Source organism: Rhizobium leguminosarum (genome assembly GCF_004123835.1).
Lineage (GTDB): Bacteria > Pseudomonadota > Alphaproteobacteria > Rhizobiales > Rhizobiaceae > Rhizobium > Rhizobium leguminosarum_M.
The window spans coordinates 165016-185944 of record NZ_MZMU01000002.1; the positions used below are offsets into that span (position 1 = coordinate 165016).

A 20929-nucleotide genomic window follows, 5' to 3' on the forward strand; every position below is an offset into this window, starting at 1 on the left:
GGTGGCAGGTGGGTTACTCTAGGACTGCGCGTAGCGCGCTTGCAGCAACACCTGGTACTCGTGTTCAGGCTGCCCATAGGACCCCGCGGAATATTCCTCCAGTCCCGGTCGGTCTCTGAGAACAACGCGTCCACGGTCCGACCGAATTAGCCCCTCTCCCTCCAACATATGCAAGGCGGTTGTCACGCTTGGCCGTCGGACGGCCAGCATCAAGGAGATAAACTGGTGCGTGATGGGCATATTGTCCGTTACAAGACGATCGTGGCACATCAAGAGCCATCTCGCTAAACGTTGATCGATTTTGAATGCTGCATTTGCAAGGGCGGTATAGGCCACCTGCGCTGCAAAGACATAGAGGTAGCGGGACAACAGGTCTGCAAAAACTCCATTGTCGGCAACGATTTCCTGAAACAGCCCGACTGGAAGGCGATGTGCAAATCCTTCAACCTGGATCACGATATCGTACGGGTTGGTATTTGCCCCCACCGACGACGCAGTGGGCGCAAATCCTTCTCGCCCAAACATGCCGGCCTCCGCTTTTAGGCCGCTATCCGAGACAGCCAAAACGGAACCGATGCCCGACGACAGAAAATAGACTAACTCCAGCGGCTCTCCCGCCTGCGCGATCTGATAACCTTGAGGTAAGAACACCCTTTCCAAGCGCTCGGCGAAAGACCGGCGCTCTTCTTCTGGAAGCAATTTGATCAATCCGTTGTCGCATCCCGGCTGGCCTTCCATCTTGCGACCCCTGTTATGACGCACGGCTCGCTAGCCGTTTTGAATTTCGGCATGTCCCATAGCCCCTATCGGCTATGGCCCATCCTGACGCAATTCCCAGCGTAAGGGAATGATCGAAGTCACCCAGTCCGAAAGGATGATACGTCAGTGAACCGTCGAATTCACAATGGTGTAGCGGGCAATTTCTGGCCGAAGCTCGAAAGTCCGTCGGAGAAGCCGGGCAGCCTCGTCCATCACAAGGACGACGTCCGTCAACTTTTCGATTTCAATGCGAAGACTGTAGGCCTCGAACTCGTCGAGTCCTGCTCCCAGCAGTCGCCTTGCCGCGTCGATCAGGCGCTCGGTGCGATCGACGACGTCGAGACTATTCTTGATGATGATTTCGAGCATGCGTTTTCCCCTCGCTTGCAAGTCAAGCGTGGCGGAGAATCGCCTTATGCGCAATCCCGAAAGGACCTAGATCCGGTCTCGTACCCTGTCATAAAGATCGCGCATCTCGTCGAGCGCGCGGTCGTAACGCGAACGAGGCGGCGTCGAGCGGGAGCCTCCTATAGCGAAGGCGATCGCCCCGACGGCGGCTGCGATCGCGATCATCGTCGAAACAGGGTACAACTTCACCGTCGCTTGCGTCTGCCTCGCAGCCTCACGCGCGCCGCCCTTGATAGTCTGGGCGGCATCCGACACCTGCTTATGTAACGTTTCAAGCTGCCTGCGGAGGGCGCCGAGTTCTTCGCGAGGATCATAATCGGGCTGGACAGGGACGCCGACCTCTCCCGTCGCAATATCCACGACGCCCTTCGGTACTTGACTGGCGATCTTCGCAGCGGTGGCTTCGAGCGTAGCAGATTTACCGGGCTTACGAGGTGGCATGTGTGTCCTCCAGACATTGGTTCACGGGTAAAGATGGGGTTGTGCCGCCGGAGGGCAAGTTCTCTGGCAAAGACGTCCGGCCAAGCAAGCATTACGTCAGTTTCCCGACCAGTTCTGCGTAGTCTGAGAAAGTGAACGTCTTGCCGCGCTGGGCGGCTTCATTGGCCAGGAGGAGCACGCGGATCGGGAAGAGCGTGGCGGCGCGGTTCGAATCGGAAAGCTCGTGGTCGTTGTCCCGATCGACCGCGCGCTCTGCCTGGCCGAGTGCGGCGGCTATTTCCTGATGGGTCACGACACCTTTGGCGACAAGAGTGTCCGAGATCGCCGCTACGGCCATGATGAGGCCTTCGAGCTGGAGGTTCGCCGTGTTCAATCTAATCTCCTTCATGTGTGTCGCGGTGGCTCCCGATAACAGGCAATGGCGCCTCGAAGTTCCGATGGTGCAGGAACAGGTTTGCTTCAAAGATGTTGAGGGCATACGTCCACTGCTGGAGCGTCCCATGCCTTACCTTGTCGAAATTCTTCTCCCGATCATCCGCGGAAGACGCAGCCGAACGAATCTCGACAGCGTGCGCAAAGAACTCACCGAGCGCTTCGGCGGCATCACCCTCCATATCAACGCGCCCGCGGAAGGTCTGTGGGAGGACGGCGGCGACGTCGAGGAGGACCGCATCATTGTCGTCGAGGTTATGGTGGACGATCTCGACCGTCCATGGTGGTCGTCTTACCGCGCCGACCTTGAGGCTCGCTTCCGTCAAGAGGAGATCGTCCTTCGGGCGGTGGTTATCGAGCGCCTCTAGGAGCCCTAGACTAAGACACGGCCTTCGGCGAAGAGCACGAACCGGTCGCGGGTGACGTCTGTTCGGCCCCGTCGTCAGTTTCGACTACGCTTTCATCGGCGGCTTGCTGCGCTTCGACGAACGCCTCGTTCGGAACCCCAAAGGTCGCAACCTGGACCATCATCTCCTCCGCTCTGCGAACGGCGGCGTCGCCGTCGAGATCGCCGGTCGTGGAGCTACCGTCACGGAAATGCCCTCGCCTCCCTCGCCGGGGAATTCAACAGTCGCCGAAGATATGTTGCGCGGCATGGGAATTGGAACACCACGTCTCTCGAGACCAACGAGGAGACGTTGTTATGGTTGTCGGAGAAAACCCCTGATCTAGCGATCGTCGATCCACGACTGAAGGACGGCCTGTGCTCAGGCGTCGTCGCCGATCTCATCGACGGGCAATCCCCTTCATCGTCTATTCCGGAGACACGCGGGGTGCGACCGCGAGGACGAATCCTTTGGAAGAGGCGTGTGGCTACCGAAACCTTGCACGCCGGATCAGTTTGAAGTTGCCGTTAGGCAGGCACTGAAAGCGGTGTGGTAGTGCCTATCCGCATTGCTTAGTTTAATGGACAGCCTTTGAAGTAGGAGCGTTGATCCGCGTAGCCCAGAGACCGACATATGTCCCAATTAGCATGGTGGCGATATCATCGACTGTCTGGTAACCGTCACCATAGAGACTGATCGCCGCGCTGGAGAGCGCGTCGGACGCTCTTTCGTCGAGCGGGACCTCGTAGAACTCGAACCACCGCCGGACAGCCTCGGAAACCACCGCGACCACCGGCTCGACCTGCCGTCCACCCATGTCGAACTCCTCTCAACGATGAGATCTAGGAGTGTGCTGAAATCCTTCAACGGGCAACATGGGCTGCACGTCGCCCGATCAGTGGAGGGTCTGACATGCCGGCAACGTGACGTTCAGAGAAATCGCCCGCGAAGAGACGTCCTCGGCGAGCTCAAGCTCGTTCTCGTGTTCGGAAGCGTACCCATCCAGCCGCTAGGCCATCTTGGCCGTGGCTGAGGGAGCCAAGGTAACGAGACCCAGGGTTGGAGCTCGCGAGGCAGGCCCGACTACGGTAGACGCGCCGCGCCGCCCGGGCTATCTGATCTGGAGCGCCATTGAATAAGATTTACAGGCGTCCGCTATGAAATCGCTCAGTCCGGTCGCCGGCAAAACGATCGCTATCGTCGGTGACGCCGCCTTTCTCCCGGACGACGTCAGACAAGCATTCGCCGCGCGCCAGGGCTGTCGTCATCGGTCCGCTCGTTGTTTCCAGTGCGATGCAGAGCTTGAGCGGAGGCTTGGCGTGCGGTGCTGCGATTGTCGACGTTACGATTTCGGACGAGGCCATGCTGTCAATGTGCGACTGTCTGGAAGCCAGAGGAATACCCTTCGTCTTTGCCCATGATCGCCGCACCGGCGCCCCTACCGGCGGGTTTGTCCTTAGCAGTCGTGCAGCACAAATCGACGCGGTGATTGCTGCATTGTTCGGATCCGGGACGGTCTACTATCATTGATCGCCGCGCAGTAACCTACGCTTGATGAAGGGGGGGTGGCCCGCCTGTATCAATTCGAGCTCATAGTTAGCGGCCATTGACGCCAGCACGATGACGAGTTTGACCTGGCGCACGGGTCCTCTCCTTGATGTTGGAGGTGCGGTCGCCAAGCGTCACGGCGGCCTTGCATCTGCTGGAGGGGAAACATTTCAGCCGCGCTGTCCGCGCGCGATGATCGTCAGAGCTGCCTGGAGGATTTCGCTCTCGGCGTCTAAAAATAGTCGGCGGCAGAGTATGAGCGGCTCATCGGACTCCTCGTAAAATGACGCGAGCGGCACTGATGGCGGTTCATGTCGGCTTAGGCTCTGCGTGGAAAGGAAAAGGCGCCACGAGACGGATTATCGGGAACATTGTACGGGTCCTATGGTTCGGGGCACTAAGGGAGAGGCAGATGAACCTGGAATCGGACCGCCGAGCTTTAGCCATTTACATCGGAGCCATCATATTGGTCGGGCTTTTGATCGTGCTTGGCGCAACCCTCTCATGGAACGCGGGCGGCAAAAGTGATGCGCCTGCACAGATTTCCACGGAAACAAACCCGTGACGGAACAACGCGAACACGATCCCATTCAGGCAAACCGGCCAACGGCTGAACAGCAGAAAAACAGCCTGAGAGGTGGGCAGATGGTCGTTGCCTTGATCGTGGCAGCGGCGGCCTTCGCGTTCCTGCTTTACGTCATCATCCTTGTCTACGGTCTTATGTACAGGATCTGAGAACACATAAAGCCATTGACGGCCCGTAGAGCTAGTCGCTGCGATAGGTAAGCGAGGCAAAGGCCCCATCCTGATAGTGCTCGTCGCACGTTGGGTATTGCTGACGGCGTCACTGATTACAGCGCTGTGGCACTTGCGGTTTCATGTTCGCAGGCTGGGCGGTGGCGAGAACGCCGACGGTGACTGAGCCTAGGTCGCACATCTGGAGAAGCTAGCGGGTTCGTCTGAACTTACGAAGACCAACGATCGCCGCCTGCCAGGTGCCCCACATGAAGGCGATGTCGTCCGGGTCCGAGTGGCGGTATAGGTTCCAAATAACGATGACGCTGTCACGTCGCCAGTCGGATTAGGGTGTCCAGAACGCTCTGGATGTCGTAAGGTTTCGGGTAGAACACACTCCTTTCAGGGAGCTGGTCGTCCTCTGGCCTCTTCATTCCCGATACCACCAGGATCCCAATCGACGCCCACCGGTTTCGAACCACTGCTGCAAGCCGCAATCCGTCCATGGAGCCGGGCATGTCGATGTCGGTCCACAGAACCTTGATGTCCGGCACGCTTTCGAGCAATCGCAGGGCTTCGTCCGCATCGTGGGCCTCCAGCGCCTCGAAGCCGGCGTCCTCCACGACGTGCACCGCGGTTATCAACTGAAAAGGTTCGTCCTCTACGACGAGAATTTTCGATGTCATTCGGCTTGTCACGCAATCGTCCGTTTGAAGGTTGCTAACCTGCAGAAGTGACTCAAGTTCCGGTCCAAGCGGAGATTTTGGAGGTCGCCGGCTGGAATTTTTCTTGCCTCTTTTTTGAAGAAGCCTTCCATCGATCATCCGCAGGACTGATAGCGACCAAACGCCTGATCGAGCCAGCGCGCCGCAGGGAGCCGACCAGCCTTTTAGAATTGATTAGTCCAGAAACCGACCTCTTCCTCATCGCGAGCGAAAGGCGGAGTTGCTCATTGTCGAGAGGAGGTGGCAACCGGGTGAATGGCTTTGGCAACCGGAGGCTGCCTGGGTCAGCAGATGCTGGAAGCTCGGCGCACCGGCGGCAAGTACGACCGGGATATGAGGGAAATCCAATTCCACCAGTTGCTGGATGTGCTGATCCACCGCGTTTGGTCAGTCCCGTCCGCTGAACGCCGACGGCGTGGACACTCCACTTTTGCGAGTCCATCAGCGTGAAAGACGATGATATATCGTTCCGCGAATATCCATAATTCGCAGACATGTACGATTTGCGCAGGAATCAGTGCGTCGGCAGCCCAGCTTCCCTCGAAAAATGCAGGAATTAACAAAGACTTAAGCACCTTGGATACATCTCGCACATTAGTATGACTTATGTGACGGTGATCTCTTTTGCGCTCGGGTCTTTCATATTCACTTGCTGGGGTCTTCAAAATCCTTCGCGGTCTCGGAAGGGACAGGGGCGGCAATGTCGCGATCGTCGTTGCCCTCACTCTGGTGCCGATGATCGTCGCAGTCGGCGCGAGCTTTGATTACATCCGTACTTACAATGTCCGCCAGAGGATGCAGAGCGACCTCGACACGGCCCTGATCGCCGCAGTCAAAGAGATCGATACCGACGACGCCGACGCCCTCAAGCAAAAGGTTGCAGACTGGTTCCACGCGCAGGTGGAAAACAGCTATACGCTTGGCGATATCGACATCGATACGTCAAACCATAAGATCACGGCGACGGCCAGCGGCACGGTTCCGACGACGCTGATGAAGATCGCCAACATCGACACCGTTGACGTCAGCGTGGCAAGCGCCGTCAAGGGGCCGGCCACCTCCTATCTCAATGTCTATATCGTCATCGACACATCACCATCGATGCTCCTGGCGGCAACAACGGCCGGCCAGTCGACCATGTATGCCGGCATCGGATGCCAGTTCGCCTGCCACACCGGCGACGCACACACTGTCGGCAAAACGACATACACCAACAATTACGAATACAGCACGGCCAAGAACATAAAGCTGCGCGCCGATGTAGCAGGTGACGCCGTCAGAGACGTGCTCGACATGATCGACGACTCCGACAGCAATCATCAACGCATCAAGGTCGGATTATATAGCCTCGGCGATACCCTCACGGAAGTTCTGACCCCGACGCTCAGCACGGACACGGCGCGCAATCGCCTCGCGGACGCAAGTTACGGCCTCACCAGCGCGACCTCGAAGGCAGCCACCTATTTTGACGTCTCCCTGGCGACGCTCAAGCAGAAAGTCGGCACCGGCGGGGACGGAACGTCCTCGGGCTCGCCGCTCAAGCTGGTTCTGCTGCTGACGGACGGCGTCCAATCGCAGCGCGAATGGGTGACCGACAAGGTCACATGGAATAAGAACGGGAAGCCGACGTACGGGGCATACTGGAACAAAGTCGCGCCGCTTAATCCGGATTGGTGCGCCTACGTCAAAAACCAGTCCGCCACTATGGCGGTTCTTTACACCGAATACCTGCCGATCACCTCGGACTGGGGTTATAACGCAACCGTCGGCTCGACCATGGCAAGCGCCAGCTGGAAGAGCACCTACGGCGGCACCATGCAAAGCGGCGTGTCGACCAGCATCACGAGACGGGATTACATTCCCTATGCGCTTTCCGACTGCGCATCCTCCAAGAGCCTGTTCCTATCAGCGTCGTCTTCGACCGAGATCACCGCAGGTCTGTCGGCGCTTTTCACCCAATATCTCGCATCCGTCCGGCTGACCCAATGAGGCGAGGGAAACACTTCGCATCGCTGCGCCGCCTGCTTGGCGATCGCAAAGGGGTCGCTGCGATCGAATTTGCGATCCTGGCTCTGCCGCTCTTCATCATGATATTCGGCATTATCGAAGTGTCGCTGATGTTCTTCGTCAACTCGGCGCTGGACGCTTCGGTTCACAAGATCTCCCGGATGATCCGTACCGGCGAGGTTGCGTCCTCCAACATCACGCTGGCCGATTTCAAGGCCAGGATTTGCAACGACATGCTTCTCTCGTTCAGTTGCTCCAGCGATCTCCTGGTCAAGGTGATCGTGCTTTCCGACCTCTCGTCCGCCGCCAGCACCGACCCCATCGACGCCAGCGGCAATCTCACTGTGACCGAGACCTATGATATCGGCAAGGGCAGCGACTACATCCTCGTTCAGACGTTCCTGCCATGGACAGCCGTCGTCAATTTCTTCAGCCTGTCGAGCGCCAAGCTTTCGGACGGCCGCTACCTGCTCGGATCCTCCGTTCTGTTCCGCAACGAGCCTTTCTGACATGATCATAAAACGGAGCCTGTCCTTCTTCCGCTTCGCCCAATCCGGCGCCTGTCATCTCCTGCGCGACCGGTCGGCGGCTTCGGGCGTGGAATTCGCGTTGGTGTTGCCGATCCTGGTGATGCTCCTGTTCGGCACCGTCGATCTCGGCCATGCACTCACAGTCAGCCGGAAGATAGATGAGATCGCCTCTTCCACAGGCGACATGATTTCACAGCAGGGCTCTTGGACGAAGTCCGACGTCGCCAAGCTTCTCTCCGGCGCCAGCTTCATCCTGCAGCCCTATGACACGACGGGGCTGACGATCACCCTCGCGGTGGACGATATCGCCAAGAGCGGCAGTGCGACGGTCAACTGGTCTGCGGCACTCAACACCTCCGCCCTTATTTCCGGCTCGGCGAGCACAATCGAGGTCCCTTCGGAGATCCAGGATGACGGTGTGCAGGTGGTGCTGACCAGGGTGCAGTACACGTTGACGACGCCGGTCTCGGCGTTCTTTTCAAACTTCACCGGGCAGAATGGCTACAGCTTCGATCGCCATTACTTCAATCGCCCGAGGGTCGGCGACACGATCACTTACAATTGAGCTTGTCGCAATCGGCTGGACGTCCCAGGCTCACTTGGGCAGCCTGACAACGCCGTATGGATTGAACTTGAACTCATCCACTTCATAAGTCGAATCAAAGGAGAGGCTTGCTCGGCGCTCCTTGAGCGTCGGCTCGAGGCCCCGCTGCGCGATCTCGTCGGCAACCGCATCCATGATGGCGACGATCTGCCTTTCGCTGCCGGCCGATTCCGGCACATAGACCTCCGGCAATCCGACGAGATGGAAACCGACGCTCTCCAGGTATCCCGGAACCGACAGCGGCCGTTTCGCAAAGGCCAGTCGGCCGATCCGCTGCTGGGCCAGCAGGTCGGCGGCCTTTATTGCCTCGGCTCCTTGCCGGATCAGCTCTCTCCACCGGTCGACGCCATGGGCAATGCCGGCGCTTTCGCCCTTTACCGCAACCGCTCCCGCATCGATCAACCGTTCGATGAGGCGCAGCGCCAGCATCGAAACCTTCACCGTCTCCGCCTGCGCCATGCTCGGCCCGAGGACATAGAGGACCGACTGATGATCGGCGACGGCATCCTCGTCTGCCGGGCTCCATGCATCGGCTTCGACCCGATCCCAGCACACGGCGAATGACTGGCTCATCCGGTCATCAGGCTCGGCCTGAGAATACTCGTCGTCGACGCTGAATCCAGTCGCGAAGTCACGGATCGCCTGCGATGCAGCATCGGACAACGGGCTGAGATCACGTTCCTTGCCGAGAAAACATAAGACATGCCGGGGCGTCACCGACGATCCATCTGCCGCGGTTTGCGTCGTCGTTTCCACGCCGGAATCCGGGCTGGTTTCCTTGGCCGATGATGGTTTCCAGGCGATCATCGCCCCGATGGACGCCAAGAGCGCACGACGCAGGAGATTCAAGATCGATGCCTTTCGTTCGGTCGAATGTTTGCAGCCTCCTCGCCTTGTAAACGGATGAAGTCGCAAGCGAAAGCGGGATCAAGCCGTCCGCCGGCGCGCATAATAACGGCGTCAAGCATCGGCGTATGGATTTCGCCGGGGCAGACGGCATTGACCCCGATCTTGTCAGGTGCATAGTCGCGGGCGAAGTTCTGGGTGAGGCGGCAACCGCCGTCTTTGCCGTATTGTAGGTGATGTGGTCGGCGCGGGGATATCGTGTTAGGCCCGCTGCGGGCTGCGGAGTAATCAAATGAAAATCGACAGTATCGGATTCGTCGGAACCGGCGCGATCACCGACGCGATGGTTCGCGGCCTTCTGGCCGAGCCGGCTTATGCCTCCGAGATCCATGTTTCTCCACGAAGCGCTCACATCGCCGCGACGCTGGCAGACGAATTCGCCGCCGTGAGAATTGCCAAGGACAACCAGGATGTCGTCGAACGCAGCGACATGGTGTTCCTGGCGATACGGCCGCAAGTCGCCGAGGAGGTCGTGCGTGCGCTATCGTTCAGGGATGGCCAAATGGTCGTCAGCCTCGTTGCGGCGACGGAACGCCAGGCCCTCTCCGAATGGATCGCCGCCGACGTGCATCTCGTGCAGGCAATTCCCCTGCCCTTCGTCGCCGGCCGGCAAGGCGTCACTGCCATCTATCCGCCCGATACCGCCGTCGCAGCGCTTTTTGATGCGCTCGGAACGGCTGTCCAATGCCAGTCGAGGAAGGAATATGATCTTCTCGCGGCAGCGAGCGCAATGATGTCGACCTATTTCGGCATCATGGAGCAGGTTGCCGTCTGGCTGGAGAAAAGCGGCCTCGAAAAGGCGAAGGGACAGGCCTACATCACCCCGCTCTTTGCAAGCCTCGCGCAGAAAGCGAGCAGCCCCGGCAACGAACCGTTCAGCGCGCTGAGCCGCGAATTCGCGACCAAGGGCGGGCTGAACGAGCAGGTTTTCTCAGACTTCGAGAAGAAGGGCGGCCTTGCCGCACTGACCGCCGCACTCGACGGCGTACTTGCCCGCATCGAGGGCCGCAGGAGCTGAGGCGCATCATGCCGTCCTCGCAAGTCTAGCGGCCAAGAAGTGGACGGTGAAGAAGATTGTGTTCCAAGTCCAGCCACGGCGGATCTTCCGCATACATTTCTTCAATCAGCTGCTTGACGAGGTCGATATAGTTCGAGTTGTCGCCAACCCGGTGGTTGAGGATCACCGGTGAGGTGGCGTCCTTTCCGTCGAGCAACCGATAGTGCACGTCCGAGCGTATCTGGCGCGCGGAAGCGGGAATGATGCACAGGCCGGCTTCCGCGGCGACCAATCCCAATGCGGTCTGGATTTCCCGCACTTCCTGCACTTCGGCCGGCCGCGCGTCGTGGCTATGCAAGAGATTCAACACATGGTCGGCATAGCCGGGTCGCGGCTCTTTCGGGTAGACGATGACCTTTTGGCCGGCCAAGGCCGCGACCCCGAGGGGCGAAGCATCTTGGGCGAGCGACGTGCCTTTCGGAATTGCCACGACCAAACGTTCTTCGCGCAGAACCGTTCCGATCACGTTCGGGTCGCTGTTCCGCAGGCGACCGAAACCAATGTCGATTCGGCCTTCTTTGAGCGCTGGGATCTGCTGGACGGAGACCATCTCCAGCAACTGGATGTCCAGCTCCGGCGCGTGCTGCCGCAGCTTTCGCACCAGTGAAGGCAGTCCGCCGTACAAGGTCGACGCCACAAAGCCGATGGAAAGCACGCTGTTTTGGTTCAGACCGACCCGACGCGTTGCCGCGAGCATCTGCTCGACCCGACCGAGCACCTGCAGGGACTGTTCGTAGAACAGCCGTCCCGCCTCCGTCAGCCGGACGGGTCGGGTCTTGCGGATGATGAGCGGGACGCCCAATTCATCCTCCAGCAACTGGATCTGCCGGCTCAGCGGCGGTTGAGCGATGTGCAGCGTCTCGGCGGCGCGCGTGAAGTTTCTCTCCCGAGCGACGGCCACGAAATAGCGCAACTGGCGAAGATCCATCCCCGGCCCATTCCTTCATGATTAATTCCACTACCACCCACGATATGTTGCAGTGCGGCAAGTATAGATAACTTAGCATTTTTTCCGATTTGATACCATATAGGTATCATAGCAGACGCAAATGATGTTGGACGAGCGTCCGTGGCCGGCGCAAAGTCCAACCATGAACACGACCTCAATATCCATTGTCTCGACCGCCGCAGCGTTACCCCTGGTAGAACGTCTCGAGACGCTGCTCATCGATCTGCCGACCATCCGGCCGCACAAGCTGTCGATGACGACCATGAATGGCCAGACACTGATGCTGGTCAAAATACATTGCAGCGACGGCATCGTCGGCATCGGCGAGGGAACCACAATCGGCGGACTGGCCTACGGCGGAGAAAGCCCGGAGAGCATGAAGCTGGCCATCGATACCTATTTTACGCCAGTCATGGTCGGCCAGGATGCAACCCGTGTGCAGGCGCTGATGGCGAGGCTCGGCAAGATGGTCAAGGAGAACCGTTTCGCCAAGAGCGCAGTGGAAACCGCGCTGCTCGACGCACACGGCAAGCGGCTTGGGCTTCCGGTCAGCGAATTGCTCGGCGGGCGCCGCCGCGATCGCCTTCCGGTCGCATGGACGCTCGCTTCGGGCGACACCGCAAAGGATATCGTTGAAGCCGAACACATGCTCTCCATCCGCAGGCACAAGGTCTTCAAGCTGAAGATCGGCGCCAGGTCGATCCGCGAGGATGTTGCCCATGTCGCCGCGATCAAGCATGCGCTGGGCGACCGCGGTGCGGTGCGCGTCGACGTCAACATGGCCTGGAGCGAGACCGAAGCCGTCTATGGCATGGCGGCGCTGGCCGATGCCGGCTGCGAACTGATCGAGCAGCCGGTCGCCTCGGCTGCGGGGCTGGCGCACTTGATGCGCCGTTTCCCCGCGGCACTGATGGCGGACGAATCCCTGCACGGCCCGGAATCGGCCTTCGAGATCGCCAGGGTCCACGGCGCCGACGTGTTCGCGATCAAGGTCGAGCAGAGCGGCGGCCTGTTCAATGCGCTGCGCGTGGCGGCGATCGCCGATGCGGCCGGGATCGAGCTTTACGGCGGCACCATGCTCGAAGGCGCCTTTGGCACGGTCGCTTCGGCGCATGCCTTTTCCACCTTCGCCAACCTGCAATGGGGCACGGAACTGTTCGGCCCCCTCCTGTTGACTGAGGAGATCCTCGTCACGCCGCTGGATTACAGCGACTTCGAACTGACCGTTCCCGATGGACCGGGCTTGGGCATCACGCTGGATGAGGACCGCGTCAGGTTCTTCCAGCGCGATGGACTGCGCAAGACCGTCAGCATCGCCAAATAGAGGAGCCAGACCATGCTGTTTCAAGTTCGAATGGATGTCAGCATCCCGCGAGATCTCGCCTCGGAGGAAACGGCAGACATAATCGCGAAGGAGCGGGCCTATTCGCAGGAACTGCAGCGCAGCGGCAAATGGCGCCACATCTGGAGGATCGTCGGCGAGTACGCGAACTACAGCATCTTCGACGTGAGGGACAATGACGAGCTGCACCAGATCCTGTCGGGTCTGCCCCTGTTTAAGTTCATGACCATCACTGTCACGCCGCTGGTGCGGCATCCGTCGTCGATCAGCGACGACGACAGCTGAGCAAGGCGCCGGCAGCGGCGCTCTGCCGGATGGCGAGCGTCTCGATCGGCTTCGCAACATCCAAGGAGGAGGAGTATGGCAATGGACGTAAAGATTTTCGACAAGCCCGAGGTGCAGGACTTCCTGAAGGTTCTTAGCGGCTTGAACAACGCCGGCGGCAATCCGCGCATGAAGCAGATCGTTCATCGGGTGATGTCCGACCTGTTCAAGGCAATCGACGACCTCAACATCACCCCTGACGAATACTGGACCGGCATTGCCTGGCTCAACGAACTCGGTGCGGCGGGGCAGGCCGGCCTGATCTCGCCCGGTCTCGGCCTCGACCATTTCCTCGACGAGCGCCTCGATGCCATCGACGCGGCGCTCGGCATCAACAATCCGACCCCACGCACCATCGAAGGCCCGCTCTATGTGGCCGGTGCCCCGGTCTCTGAAGGCTTTGCCCGTCTTGACGATGGCAGGGACACCAACGGCCATGCGCTCATCATGCACGGAATCGTATATGATGCCGACGGCAAGCCGCTGCCGGGTGCGACCGTCGAAGTCTGGCACTGCGACACCCGCGGGTTCTACTCGCACTTCGACCCGACCGGACTGCAGGCGCCGTTCAATATGCGCCGCACGATCGTCGCCGATGCCAAGGGCTGTTATAAGTTCCAGAGCATCGTGCCGCACGGTTACGGTGTTCCTCCCGGCAGTCCGACCGAACAACTATTGTCCGCGCTCGGCCGCCATGGTCAGCGTCCGGCGCATATCCACTTCTTCATTAGTGCCGATGGCCACCGCAAGCTGACCACCCAGATCAACATCGACGGCGACCCGCTGGTCAATGACGACTTTGCCTACGCTACCCGGGAGGGTCTCGTTCCGCCCATCGTCGAACGCACCGACGAGGCCAGCATAAAGGCCAACAATCTCACCGGTCCGTTCGCCGAGATCGAATTCGACATTCATCTCACCGCGCTCGTGAACGGGGTGGACAACCAGGTCAACGAGCAGCGCCAGCGCGCCGCAGCGTAAGGCCGCACGCGGCGGCTAAAAGATGCCGCCGCCCCAACACCGTGAAATCGATATTGTTGCAAAGGCAGCACGGGGGAGAGGTGCGCCGGGAGGGAGAAGAACCATGTCTGCGATTATCGAAAAGGCCCACGACCTCGACCAGTTGCTTGCGACGGCGGTGCAGGATGACAAGGAGGCCGGCGTGTTTCGTTGCCGGCGCGACATCTTCACCAACGCCGAGTTATTCGAACTGGAGATGAAACATATCTTCGAGAGCAACTGGGTCTACCTGGCCCATGAGAGCCAGATCCCCGACACCAACGATTATTACACCACCTATATCGGCCGTCAGCCGGTGGTTATCACGCGCGACAAGACCGGTGAACTCAATGCCGTGATCAATGCGTGCGCGCATCGCGGTGCGATGCTGTGCCGTCGCAAGCACGGCAACAAGGGCAGCTTCACATGTCCGTTCCACGGCTGGACCTTCTCCAACACCGGCAAGTTGCTCAAGGTGAAGGACGAGAAGACCACGCAGTATCCGCCACAGTTTAACAACAATGGTTCGCACGACCTGAAGCGCGTTGCTCGTTTCGAGAGCTATCGCGGCTTCCTGTTCGGCAGCCTGAACGCCGATGTCGCCTCGCTCGAGGACTATCTCGGCGAAACCAGGGTGATCATCGACCAGATCGTCGACCAGGCACCGGGCGGGCTGGAAGTGCTGCGCGGCAATTCCTCCTACATCTATGACGGCAACTGGAAGCTCCAGATGGAGAACGGTTGCGACGGCTACCACGTCAGCTCCGTGCACTGGAACTATGCGGCGACTATGGGTCGTCGCGCCGAAGAGGGCACCAAGGCGGTGGACGCCAACAGCTGGAGCAAGTCGACTGCCGGCGTCTATGGCTTCGAAAACGGCCATATCCTGCTCTGGACCCGGACGATGAACCCGGAGGTACGCCCGGTTTACAGCGAGCGCGACGAGATCACGGCGCGCGTGGGCGAGGACAGGGCGAACTTCATCGTCAACCAGACCCGCAACCTCTGCCTCTATCCGAATGTCTTCCTGATGGACCAGTTCAGCACCCAGATCCGCGTCACCCGGCCGATCAGCGTCGACAAAACCGAAATCAGTATCTTCTGCTTCGCGCCGAAGGGCGAAAGCGCCGAGAACCGCGCGCTCCGCATCCGCCAGTACGAGGACTTCTTCAACGTCTCGGGCATGGGCACGGCCGACGACCTGGAGGAATTCCGGGCCTGCCAGGCTGGATATGCCGGTATCGCCGCGCTCTGGAACGACATGTCGCGCGGTGCGCCGCTCTGGATCGAAGGTCCGGACGACAATGCAAAGCAGATGGGCATGAAGCCGCTGCTTTCCGGCGAGCGCAGCGAGGACGAGGGGCTGTTCGTCCGCCAGCACGAATACTGGGCAAGGGTGATGCGCGAAGCGCTCTCCTTTGAGCGCAAGGAGGTGGCGGCATGAGCGTCTCCTACGAGACCATCTGCGCGTTCCTCTACAGGGAGGCGCGCCTGCTGGACGACCGCGATTGGGACGAATGGCTCACCTGCTATGCGCAGGACGTGAGCTACTGGATGCCGGCCTGGGACGACGACGACCAAATCACCGAAGATCCGCACTCGCAGATTTCGCTGATCTACTATCCCAACCGCGACGGCCTGGAAGACCGGGTCTTCCGGATCAAGACGGAGCGGTCCGGCGCATCGACACCCGAGCCGCGCACCAGCCACAACGTCACCAATGTCGAGGTGCTGGAAATGCGCGGCGAGGAGGTGGACGTCCGCTACAACTTCAACACGCTCAACCACCGCTACAAAGTGACCGATCACTTCTTCGGGACAATGTTCGTCACGCTGCGCAGGAGTGGCGACCAGCTGTTGATTTCAGCCAAGAAGATCGTGCTGAAGAACGATTACATCCGCCAGGTCATCGACGTCTATCACATCTGACGTGCATCGCCGGGCGGCAGGAAACTCGAGGAGGGTTCCATGGCCAGTTACAACATCGCATTGAACTTCGAGGACGGCGTTACCCGTTTTATCAACTGCAAGGACGGCGAGAAGATTCTCGACGCTGCCTACCGCAGCAAGATCAACCTTCCGATGGACTGTTCCGACGGCGTCTGTGGCACCTGCAAGTGCCGCGCCGAAAGCGGCTCCTATGAACTCGGCAACGACTATATCGACGATGCGTTGACCGTCGACGAGGCGGAGAGCGGTCTCATCCTTACCTGCCAGATGAGGCCGACCTCCGATTGCGTCATCGCCGTAGCGACGACCTCGGTCGCCTGCAAGACCGGGCAGCAGACCTTCGCCGCCACGGTTGCCAGGGTGGCGCCGCACAACGATGCGGCGATCGTGCTGGAACTGGAGGTGGATGCAGATGCGCCCGCCTTTCTGCCCGGCCAATACGTCAACATCGCCGTGCCGGGCAGCGGCCAGCATCGCTCCTATTCGTTCAGCACAGCGCCCGGTAAACAGCGTATCGGCTTTCTGATCAAGAAGATCCCGGGCGGCGTGATGAGCAGCTGGCTGGAGCGTGCCGAAGGCGGAGAAAAACTCGACCTGACCGGCCCGCTTGGCAGCTTCTACATGCGGAAAGTCGAACGGCCACTCTTGTTCCTGGCTGGCGGTACGGGGCTTGCGCCGTTCCTGTCCATGCTGGAGGTGCTGGCACATGAAAATTCGCAGCAGCAGATTCACCTGATCTACGGCGTGACCCGCGATCTGGACTTGGTCCTCGTGGATGAGCTCGAGGCCTATGCGGGCCGGCTGCCCAACTTCGCCTACAGCACAGTGGTCGCCGAGCAGGCGTCGAACCATCCGCGCAAGGGCTGGGTAACCCAGCATATGCCGGCCGAGGCGCTCAACGGCGGCGAGGTCGATGTCTATCTCTGCGGCCCGCCGGCGATGGTCGATGCCGTGCGCAAGCATTTCGACGACAACGGGGTAAAGCCCAACAGCTTCTACTACGAGAAGTTTACGCCGAATGCCGTTGCGAAGGAGGCCGCATGAGCACCGCGCGCTTTGCGAACCGTTTTGCAGGCAAGGTGCTGGTCGTCACGGGCGCCGCGCAAGGCATCGGCCGTGCCGTGGCGCAACGCGCCGCTGAGGAGGGCGGCAAGGTCCTCTTCGTCGACCGCGCTGCCTTCGTTGCCGACGTCGCGGCCGAAGTGGCGGGCGCGGATGTGGCTGCCTTCAATGCGGATCTTGAAACCTGTGAGGGGGCCGCCGCGGCGATGCGCTTTGCCAAGGAAAAATTCGGGGGCATCGACATCCTGATCAACAATGTCGGCGGCGCCATCCGTATGCGCCCCTATTCGGAATTCGAGCCGGAGCAGATCGACGCCGAAATCCGTCGTTCCCTGATGCCGACGCTTTATTGCTGCCATTCTGTTCTTCCGTATCTTTTCGAGCGCGGCGGCGGAACGATCGTCAATGTGTCTTCGAATGCCACGCGGGGCATCCATCGTGTGCCCTATTCGGCGGCCAAAGGCGGCGTCAATGCCATCACCCAGTCGCTCGCCATGGAACTGGCCGAGCGCAACATCCGCGTGGTGGCAACCGCGCCCGGCGGCACGGACGCGCCGCTGCGCCGCATCCCACGCAATGCAGCCGGGAATACGGCGGCGGAGCGTGGCTGGATGGCCGAGGTTGTGCAGCAGGTGAAGCATTCGAGCTTCATGAAGCGCTACGGCACGATTGACGAGCAGGCTGCGCCGATCCTGTTTCTCGCCTCGGACGAGGCGTCCTACATCACCGGCAGCGTGCTGCCGGTCGCCGGCGGAGACCTCGGCTGAAATCTATGGACTGACCTGCGTAACAACTCGTGGAGGAGCGAACATGCGCGCTATTGATGTGAATGAAGCGATAGACAACAATCCGGTTGGACGCTTTCAATGGATGGTGGTTGGGCTATGCGCCCTGCTGCTGATCGTTGACGGCTACGACGTCTTCATCGCCGGAACCGTGCTGCCGACCCTGATGGCAGAATGGCAGCTCAGCAAGCCGGAGGCGGGAGCGCTGCAGGCCTGGGCGCTATTCGGGATGATGTTTGGCGCGCTTATTTTCGGCCCGCTGGCGGACAAGATCGGCCGCAAGAAAGGCATCGCGATCAGCTTCATGCTGTTCACCATCGCCACACTTTCAACCGGCCTTGCCAGCACGCCGACGGAGTTCAAGATCTTTCGTTTCATCGCAGGGCTTGGCTGCGGTGGTTTGATGCCGAACGCCGTGGCGCTGATGAACGAGTATGCTCCCAAGCGCCTCCGCGGAACCATGGTCGCGCTGATGTTCTCCGGTTACTCCGTTGGTGGCATGGTCGCTGCGGCGCTCGGCATCGGCCTGATTCCGCAATTCGGCTGGCAGCCGATGTTCTACATCGCCGCTGTCCCGCTGCTCATGCTTCCGGTCATCCTGTGGAAACTGCCTGAGTCCCTCGGTTTCCTGATCCGTCAGGACCGGCAGGAGCAGGCGAAGCGGATTTATGCGAAAATCGCGCCGTCCGTGCATCTGTCCGCCAACGACAAGCTGACCTTTACCGAAACAACGGGGGCCGCCGCCTCGATTGCAGAACTGTTCCGGCATCAGCGCGCCCTTCGCACGGCAATGCTGTGGGTGGCATTCTTCTGCTGCCTGCTGCTCGTGTACCTCCTGTCCTCATGGCTGCCGAAGGTGCTGCAGGAAGCCGGTTATGCCGAAAGGGCGAGCCTGCTCAGTCTCTTCTCCCTCAATTTCGGCGGCATGGCCGGGGCGATCGCCGGCGGCTGGCTTGGCGACCGGTTCGGGCTCCCGAAGGTCGTGGTCGGCTTTTTCGCTGCTGCTGCTGTCTCGATCGCACTGATCGGCTTCAATCTGCCTGCCGGAATGCTGTTCATGATGGTGTTCATCGCCGGGGCCACCACGATCGGCACACAAATCCTGCTTTATGCCAGCGTGGCGCAACTCTATAACCTCTCCGTGCGCTCCACGGGGCTGGGCTGGGCCTCCGGCGTCGGTCGCATCGGCGCGATCGTCGGCCCGACGCTTGGCGGCTTCCTATTGGCAAAGGAATTCCCGCTTCAGCAGAACTTCCTGATCTTCGCCATTCCGGCCGTCATCTCGGCAGCCGCGATGCTCGTATTCGCGGTCAGCAACGCGCGTCGCGTGAGCGCCGTAAGCCTGGCGGCGGCATAAGGCGACGCGCAGCGGTTACGAAACGTGCGGGGCTGATGCTGCCCCGCGTTACCGGACCGCTGGCCTCGCCTTTGGGTTTTCACCATCGTACCGTCTTCATCCGTGCGACAAGGTCAACACAGAAAGCCGCGATGAGCGCGGCTTTCGCCAATGCGGGTGACTGAATTCATGGAATATCTCAATCTTCCCAGCCATCGCCTTCATTACCGCATCGACGGGGACGATCAGGCTGCACCTTGGCTCTTATTCTGCAACTCTCTCGGGACCGACCTACGCATGTGGGATGCGCAGGCGGCCGTGTTGTCACGGCATTTTCGCGTGCTGCGATACGATCGCCGTGGTCACCGCCGGTCGTCGGCCCCGCCGCCGCCATATTCGCTGGCCGATCTTGGCGGCGATGTGCTCGCCTTGCTCGACGCCCTGGGGATAGAGCGGGCGCATTTCTGCGGTCTGTCGATCGGCGGCCTGACGGGGCAGTGGCTGGGCATCAATGCCGGGCAGCGCCTGAACAAGCTCATCATCTGTGCTGCGGCGGCGAAGATCGGCACAGCCGAAGGCTGGGCGACGCGCAGGGATGAGGTGCGGATGAACGGGCTTTCGGCTCTCACTGCCGCCACTGCCGAACGCTGGTTCACCCCGGCATTCAGCGCCACCGAACCCGGCATCGTCGGCACAGTGCTCGAAAGCTTTGCCGCGACGTCGGTCGAGGGTTACACCGGGTGTTGCGCGGCGCTGGCCGGCGCCGGCTTTCGTGAGGAAATCAACCAGATCGCCAACCCGCTTCTGGCCATCTCCGGCGATGACGATCCGGTATGCCCGCCATCCGATCTGGAATACATTGCCGCCCGTGTGCAGCAGGGCCGGCACCTGTCGTTGCGTGGCCGCCATATCGTCAATATCGAAGCCTCGCAGGCGTTCAACGCGGCGCTTCTGGAATTTCTCCTCAACTGATGCATGTCGCCCAAACATGTGCGGCGCATGAATCCAATTCGATGCGACGAATACTTTAGAAAGTCGGCGGCGTGCAGGCGCTGATGACCTCGCAGGGCACCGGTCCGACGCAGCGGAAGCGGTGCGGGCGCCGGCTTTCGAAATAATAGGCGTCACCCGCTCCAAGAATACGCCGCTCGTCATCGACCGTCACCTCGAGCCTTCCCGAGAGCACGATCCCGCCTTCTTCCCCCTCGTGAACAAGGGGAACCTTTCCGGTGTCGGCGCCCGGCTGGTAACATTCCTTGAGTATTTGCAGGCTACGCCCGAACAGGTTTTCTCCAACCTGCCTGTAGGAAATGGCGCCCTTGCCGATCTCCACCAACTCCTCGGCCGCATAGAAGGCCTTCCTTGGACGTTCGGGCTCGAAGGCGAAGAACTCCGCCAGACCGATGGGGATGCCGTCGAGAATTCGCTTCAAGGCCCCGACCGACGGGTTGGAGGCGTTCGATTCGATCAGCGAGATCGTCGAATTGGGCACGCCGGTGCGCTTGGCGAGCTCCCGCTGGGAAAGCTTATGGGCGATGCGGAGATGGCGAAGGCGGCTGCCAATGTCGACTGACATGATGCGGTTCGTTTTATGTTGTTCAGAATATCCAAATTAATAACTTTCCATCCATTGAATTTCAACAG

At 60.2% G+C, this 20929-nt stretch carries 26 protein-coding genes and 1 pseudogene; 16 read left to right on the forward strand and 11 right to left on the reverse strand.

Annotated features, from left to right (window positions below; all coding sequences use genetic code 11):
- Window positions 1-18: 18 nt before the first annotated feature.
- The 4 genes from B5P46_RS02195 to B5P46_RS02210 all read right to left on the reverse strand — a co-directional run bounded on the left by B5P46_RS02195 (window position 19) and on the right by B5P46_RS02210 (window position 1981).
- On the reverse strand, window positions 19-738 hold the full coding sequence (locus B5P46_RS02195) for a Crp/Fnr family transcriptional regulator (protein ID WP_129417259.1): 720 nt from the start codon (window positions 736-738) through the stop codon (window positions 19-21).
- A 144-nt stretch (window positions 739-882) separates the two neighbouring features.
- Window positions 883-1128 carry a hypothetical protein gene (locus B5P46_RS02200; RefSeq protein ID WP_129417260.1) on the reverse strand — a complete coding sequence of 82 codons (246 nt, stop codon included), beginning with the start codon at window positions 1126-1128 and terminating at the stop codon, window positions 883-885.
- A gap of 66 nt (window positions 1129-1194) precedes the next feature.
- Window positions 1195-1608, reverse strand: a complete 414-nt coding sequence (locus tag B5P46_RS02205; RefSeq protein ID WP_129417261.1) for a hypothetical protein — start codon at window positions 1606-1608, stop codon at window positions 1195-1197.
- Window positions 1609-1699: 91 nt separating this feature from the next.
- Window positions 1700-1981 carry a hypothetical protein gene (locus B5P46_RS02210; RefSeq protein WP_129417262.1) on the reverse strand — a complete coding sequence of 94 codons (282 nt, stop codon included), beginning with the start codon at window positions 1979-1981 and terminating at the stop codon, window positions 1700-1702.
- Between the two features lie 127 nt (window positions 1982-2108).
- Between B5P46_RS02210 and B5P46_RS02215 the strand changes: the two genes are divergently transcribed.
- Window positions 2109-2408 carry a hypothetical protein gene (locus B5P46_RS02215; protein WP_129417524.1) on the forward strand — a complete coding sequence of 100 codons (300 nt, stop codon included), beginning with the start codon at window positions 2109-2111 and terminating at the stop codon, window positions 2406-2408.
- 595 nt (window positions 2409-3003) lie between these two features.
- On the opposite strand, the gene B5P46_RS02220 is transcribed toward B5P46_RS02215, so the two are convergent.
- Entirely contained in the window at window positions 3004-3243 is a 240-nt protein-coding gene (locus B5P46_RS02220) for a hypothetical protein (protein WP_129417263.1), read from the reverse strand.
- Window positions 3244-3568: 325 nt separating this feature from the next.
- Window positions 3569-3790 carry a hypothetical protein gene (locus tag B5P46_RS34230; RefSeq protein WP_164986434.1) on the reverse strand — a complete coding sequence of 74 codons (222 nt, stop codon included), beginning with the start codon at window positions 3788-3790 and terminating at the stop codon, window positions 3569-3571.
- A gap of 596 nt (window positions 3791-4386) precedes the next feature.
- Here B5P46_RS34230 and B5P46_RS34235 point away from each other — a divergent pair.
- Together B5P46_RS34235 and B5P46_RS34240 are read left to right on the forward strand one after the other, a co-directional pair.
- Complete coding sequence (locus B5P46_RS34235) at window positions 4387-4539, forward strand: hypothetical protein (protein WP_164986435.1); 153 nt, start codon at window positions 4387-4389, stop codon at window positions 4537-4539.
- The gene (locus B5P46_RS34240; RefSeq protein ID WP_164986436.1) at window positions 4536-4709 is read left to right on the forward strand and encodes a hypothetical protein; all 174 of its coding nucleotides are present in this window, start codon (window positions 4536-4538) and stop codon (window positions 4707-4709) included. The genes B5P46_RS34235 and B5P46_RS34240 overlap by 4 nt, the downstream gene beginning before the upstream one ends.
- Window positions 4710-5038: 329 nt before the next feature.
- On the opposite strand, the gene B5P46_RS02230 is transcribed toward B5P46_RS34240, so the two are convergent.
- Window positions 5039-5395, reverse strand: a complete 357-nt coding sequence (locus B5P46_RS02230; RefSeq protein ID WP_129417264.1) for a response regulator — start codon at window positions 5393-5395, stop codon at window positions 5039-5041.
- A 663-nt stretch (window positions 5396-6058) separates the two neighbouring features.
- Between B5P46_RS02230 and B5P46_RS02235 the strand changes: the two genes are divergently transcribed.
- The 3 genes from B5P46_RS02235 to B5P46_RS02245 are packed head-to-tail and all read left to right on the forward strand — an operon-like array spanning window position 6059 to window position 8536.
- Window positions 6059-7423 carry a TadE/TadG family type IV pilus assembly protein gene (locus B5P46_RS02235; protein WP_129417265.1) on the forward strand — a complete coding sequence of 455 codons (1365 nt, stop codon included), beginning with the start codon at window positions 6059-6061 and terminating at the stop codon, window positions 7421-7423.
- Window positions 7420-7950 (forward strand): TadE/TadG family type IV pilus assembly protein, encoded by a 531-nt coding sequence (locus tag B5P46_RS02240; RefSeq protein ID WP_129417266.1) that lies wholly within the window; start codon window positions 7420-7422, stop codon window positions 7948-7950. Before B5P46_RS02235 ends, B5P46_RS02240 begins: the two co-directional genes overlap by 4 nt.
- 1 nt (window position 7951) lies before the next feature.
- Window positions 7952-8536: a TadE/TadG family type IV pilus assembly protein gene (locus B5P46_RS02245; RefSeq protein WP_129417267.1), complete on the forward strand. Its 585-nt coding sequence runs from the start codon at window positions 7952-7954 to the stop codon at window positions 8534-8536.
- Between the two features lie 30 nt (window positions 8537-8566).
- Here B5P46_RS02245 and B5P46_RS02250 read toward each other — a convergent pair whose 3' ends face one another.
- Both B5P46_RS02250 and B5P46_RS35335 read right to left on the reverse strand, forming a co-directional pair.
- Complete coding sequence (locus tag B5P46_RS02250) at window positions 8567-9424, reverse strand: hypothetical protein (RefSeq protein ID WP_129417268.1); 858 nt, start codon at window positions 9422-9424, stop codon at window positions 8567-8569.
- An 89-nt stretch (window positions 9425-9513) separates the two neighbouring features.
- Window positions 9514-9677, reverse strand: a pseudogene (locus B5P46_RS35335) (SDR family NAD(P)-dependent oxidoreductase); the annotation flags it as partial.
- Window positions 9678-9713: 36 nt separating this feature from the next.
- Between B5P46_RS35335 and B5P46_RS02260 the strand changes: the two are divergent.
- On the forward strand, window positions 9714-10499 hold the full coding sequence (locus B5P46_RS02260) for a pyrroline-5-carboxylate reductase (RefSeq protein ID WP_129417269.1): 786 nt from the start codon (window positions 9714-9716) through the stop codon (window positions 10497-10499).
- A gap of 25 nt (window positions 10500-10524) precedes the next feature.
- Here B5P46_RS02260 and B5P46_RS02265 read toward each other — a convergent pair whose 3' ends face one another.
- Entirely contained in the window at window positions 10525-11466 is a 942-nt protein-coding gene (locus tag B5P46_RS02265; protein WP_129417270.1) for a LysR family transcriptional regulator, read from the reverse strand.
- A gap of 163 nt (window positions 11467-11629) precedes the next feature.
- Here B5P46_RS02265 and B5P46_RS02270 point away from each other — a divergent pair, with 163 nt between their 5' ends.
- From B5P46_RS02270 to pcaD, 9 genes are all read left to right on the forward strand, one after another.
- The gene (locus tag B5P46_RS02270; RefSeq protein ID WP_065282877.1) at window positions 11630-12811 is read left to right on the forward strand and encodes a muconate/chloromuconate family cycloisomerase; all 1182 of its coding nucleotides are present in this window, start codon (window positions 11630-11632) and stop codon (window positions 12809-12811) included.
- Window positions 12812-12823: 12 nt separating this feature from the next.
- Window positions 12824-13114, forward strand: coding sequence for a muconolactone Delta-isomerase (catC, locus tag B5P46_RS02275; protein ID WP_065282876.1), 291 nt, complete (start codon window positions 12824-12826; stop codon window positions 13112-13114).
- A gap of 81 nt (window positions 13115-13195) precedes the next feature.
- Window positions 13196-14134, forward strand: a complete 939-nt coding sequence (catA, locus tag B5P46_RS02280; RefSeq protein WP_129417271.1) for a catechol 1,2-dioxygenase — start codon at window positions 13196-13198, stop codon at window positions 14132-14134.
- A 103-nt stretch (window positions 14135-14237) separates the two neighbouring features.
- Complete coding sequence (locus B5P46_RS02285; protein ID WP_129417272.1) at window positions 14238-15596, forward strand: Rieske 2Fe-2S domain-containing protein; 1359 nt, start codon at window positions 14238-14240, stop codon at window positions 15594-15596.
- On the forward strand, window positions 15593-16081 hold the full coding sequence (benB, locus tag B5P46_RS02290) for a benzoate 1,2-dioxygenase small subunit (protein ID WP_129417273.1): 489 nt from the start codon (window positions 15593-15595) through the stop codon (window positions 16079-16081). The genes B5P46_RS02285 and benB overlap by 4 nt, the downstream gene beginning before the upstream one ends.
- Before the next feature lie 39 nt (window positions 16082-16120).
- Window positions 16121-17146, forward strand: a complete 1026-nt coding sequence (benC, locus tag B5P46_RS02295; RefSeq protein WP_129417274.1) for a benzoate 1,2-dioxygenase electron transfer component BenC — start codon at window positions 16121-16123, stop codon at window positions 17144-17146.
- Window positions 17143-17931, forward strand: coding sequence for a benzoate diol dehydrogenase BenD (gene benD / locus B5P46_RS02300; protein ID WP_129417275.1), 789 nt, complete (start codon window positions 17143-17145; stop codon window positions 17929-17931). Before benC ends, benD begins: the two co-directional genes overlap by 4 nt.
- A 43-nt stretch (window positions 17932-17974) precedes the next feature.
- A complete protein-coding gene (locus tag B5P46_RS02305) occupies window positions 17975-19306 on the forward strand; it encodes an MFS transporter (RefSeq protein ID WP_129417276.1) in 1332 nt (443 codons plus the stop codon).
- Window positions 19307-19474: 168 nt separating this feature from the next.
- A complete protein-coding gene (gene pcaD, locus B5P46_RS02310) occupies window positions 19475-20257 on the forward strand; it encodes a 3-oxoadipate enol-lactonase (protein WP_129417277.1) in 783 nt (260 codons plus the stop codon).
- A 55-nt stretch (window positions 20258-20312) separates the two neighbouring features.
- Here pcaD and B5P46_RS02315 read toward each other — a convergent pair whose 3' ends face one another.
- On the reverse strand, window positions 20313-20861 hold the full coding sequence (locus tag B5P46_RS02315; RefSeq protein WP_003550363.1) for a cupin domain-containing protein: 549 nt from the start codon (window positions 20859-20861) through the stop codon (window positions 20313-20315).
- Window positions 20862-20929 lie beyond the last annotated feature (68 nt).

Excerpts from the sequence above, each read along its gene's own strand:
- pcaD (WP_129417277.1), top strand. The coding sequence starts at position 19,475 with ATGGAATATCTCAATCTTCCCAGCCATCGCCTTCATTACCGCATCGAC.
- B5P46_RS02205 (WP_129417261.1), bottom strand. The coding sequence starts at position 1,608 with ATGCCACCTCGTAAGCCCGGTAAATCTGCTACGCTCGAAGCCACCGCT.
- B5P46_RS02265 (WP_129417270.1), bottom strand. The coding sequence starts at position 11,466 with ATGGATCTTCGCCAGTTGCGCTATTTCGTGGCCGTCGCTCGGGAGAGA.
- B5P46_RS02240 (WP_129417266.1), top strand. The coding sequence starts at position 7,420 with ATGAGGCGAGGGAAACACTTCGCATCGCTGCGCCGCCTGCTTGGCGAT.
- B5P46_RS02215 (WP_129417524.1), top strand. The coding sequence starts at position 2,109 with ATGCCTTACCTTGTCGAAATTCTTCTCCCGATCATCCGCGGAAGACGC.
- B5P46_RS02230 (WP_129417264.1), bottom strand. The coding sequence starts at position 5,395 with ATGACATCGAAAATTCTCGTCGTAGAGGACGAACCTTTTCAGTTGATA.
- B5P46_RS02260 (WP_129417269.1), top strand. The coding sequence starts at position 9,714 with ATGAAAATCGACAGTATCGGATTCGTCGGAACCGGCGCGATCACCGAC.
- catA (WP_129417271.1), top strand. The coding sequence starts at position 13,196 with ATGGACGTAAAGATTTTCGACAAGCCCGAGGTGCAGGACTTCCTGAAG.
- benB (WP_129417273.1), top strand. The coding sequence starts at position 15,593 with ATGAGCGTCTCCTACGAGACCATCTGCGCGTTCCTCTACAGGGAGGCG.
- B5P46_RS02245 (WP_129417267.1), top strand. The coding sequence starts at position 7,952 with ATGATCATAAAACGGAGCCTGTCCTTCTTCCGCTTCGCCCAATCCGGC.
- B5P46_RS02195 (WP_129417259.1), bottom strand. The coding sequence starts at position 738 with ATGGAAGGCCAGCCGGGATGCGACAACGGATTGATCAAATTGCTTCCA.
- B5P46_RS02200 (WP_129417260.1), bottom strand. The coding sequence starts at position 1,128 with ATGCTCGAAATCATCATCAAGAATAGTCTCGACGTCGTCGATCGCACC.
- B5P46_RS02315 (WP_003550363.1), bottom strand. The coding sequence starts at position 20,861 with ATGTCAGTCGACATTGGCAGCCGCCTTCGCCATCTCCGCATCGCCCAT.
- B5P46_RS02285 (WP_129417272.1), top strand. The coding sequence starts at position 14,238 with ATGTCTGCGATTATCGAAAAGGCCCACGACCTCGACCAGTTGCTTGCG.
- benD (WP_129417275.1), top strand. The coding sequence starts at position 17,143 with ATGAGCACCGCGCGCTTTGCGAACCGTTTTGCAGGCAAGGTGCTGGTC.
- B5P46_RS02270 (WP_065282877.1), top strand. The coding sequence starts at position 11,630 with ATGAACACGACCTCAATATCCATTGTCTCGACCGCCGCAGCGTTACCC.
- B5P46_RS34230 (WP_164986434.1), bottom strand. The coding sequence starts at position 3,790 with ATGGCCTCGTCCGAAATCGTAACGTCGACAATCGCAGCACCGCACGCC.
- B5P46_RS34235 (WP_164986435.1), top strand. The coding sequence starts at position 4,387 with ATGAACCTGGAATCGGACCGCCGAGCTTTAGCCATTTACATCGGAGCC.
- benC (WP_129417274.1), top strand. The coding sequence starts at position 16,121 with ATGGCCAGTTACAACATCGCATTGAACTTCGAGGACGGCGTTACCCGT.
- B5P46_RS02220 (WP_129417263.1), bottom strand. The coding sequence starts at position 3,243 with ATGGGTGGACGGCAGGTCGAGCCGGTGGTCGCGGTGGTTTCCGAGGCT.
- B5P46_RS02305 (WP_129417276.1), top strand. The coding sequence starts at position 17,975 with ATGCGCGCTATTGATGTGAATGAAGCGATAGACAACAATCCGGTTGGA.
- catC (WP_065282876.1), top strand. The coding sequence starts at position 12,824 with ATGCTGTTTCAAGTTCGAATGGATGTCAGCATCCCGCGAGATCTCGCC.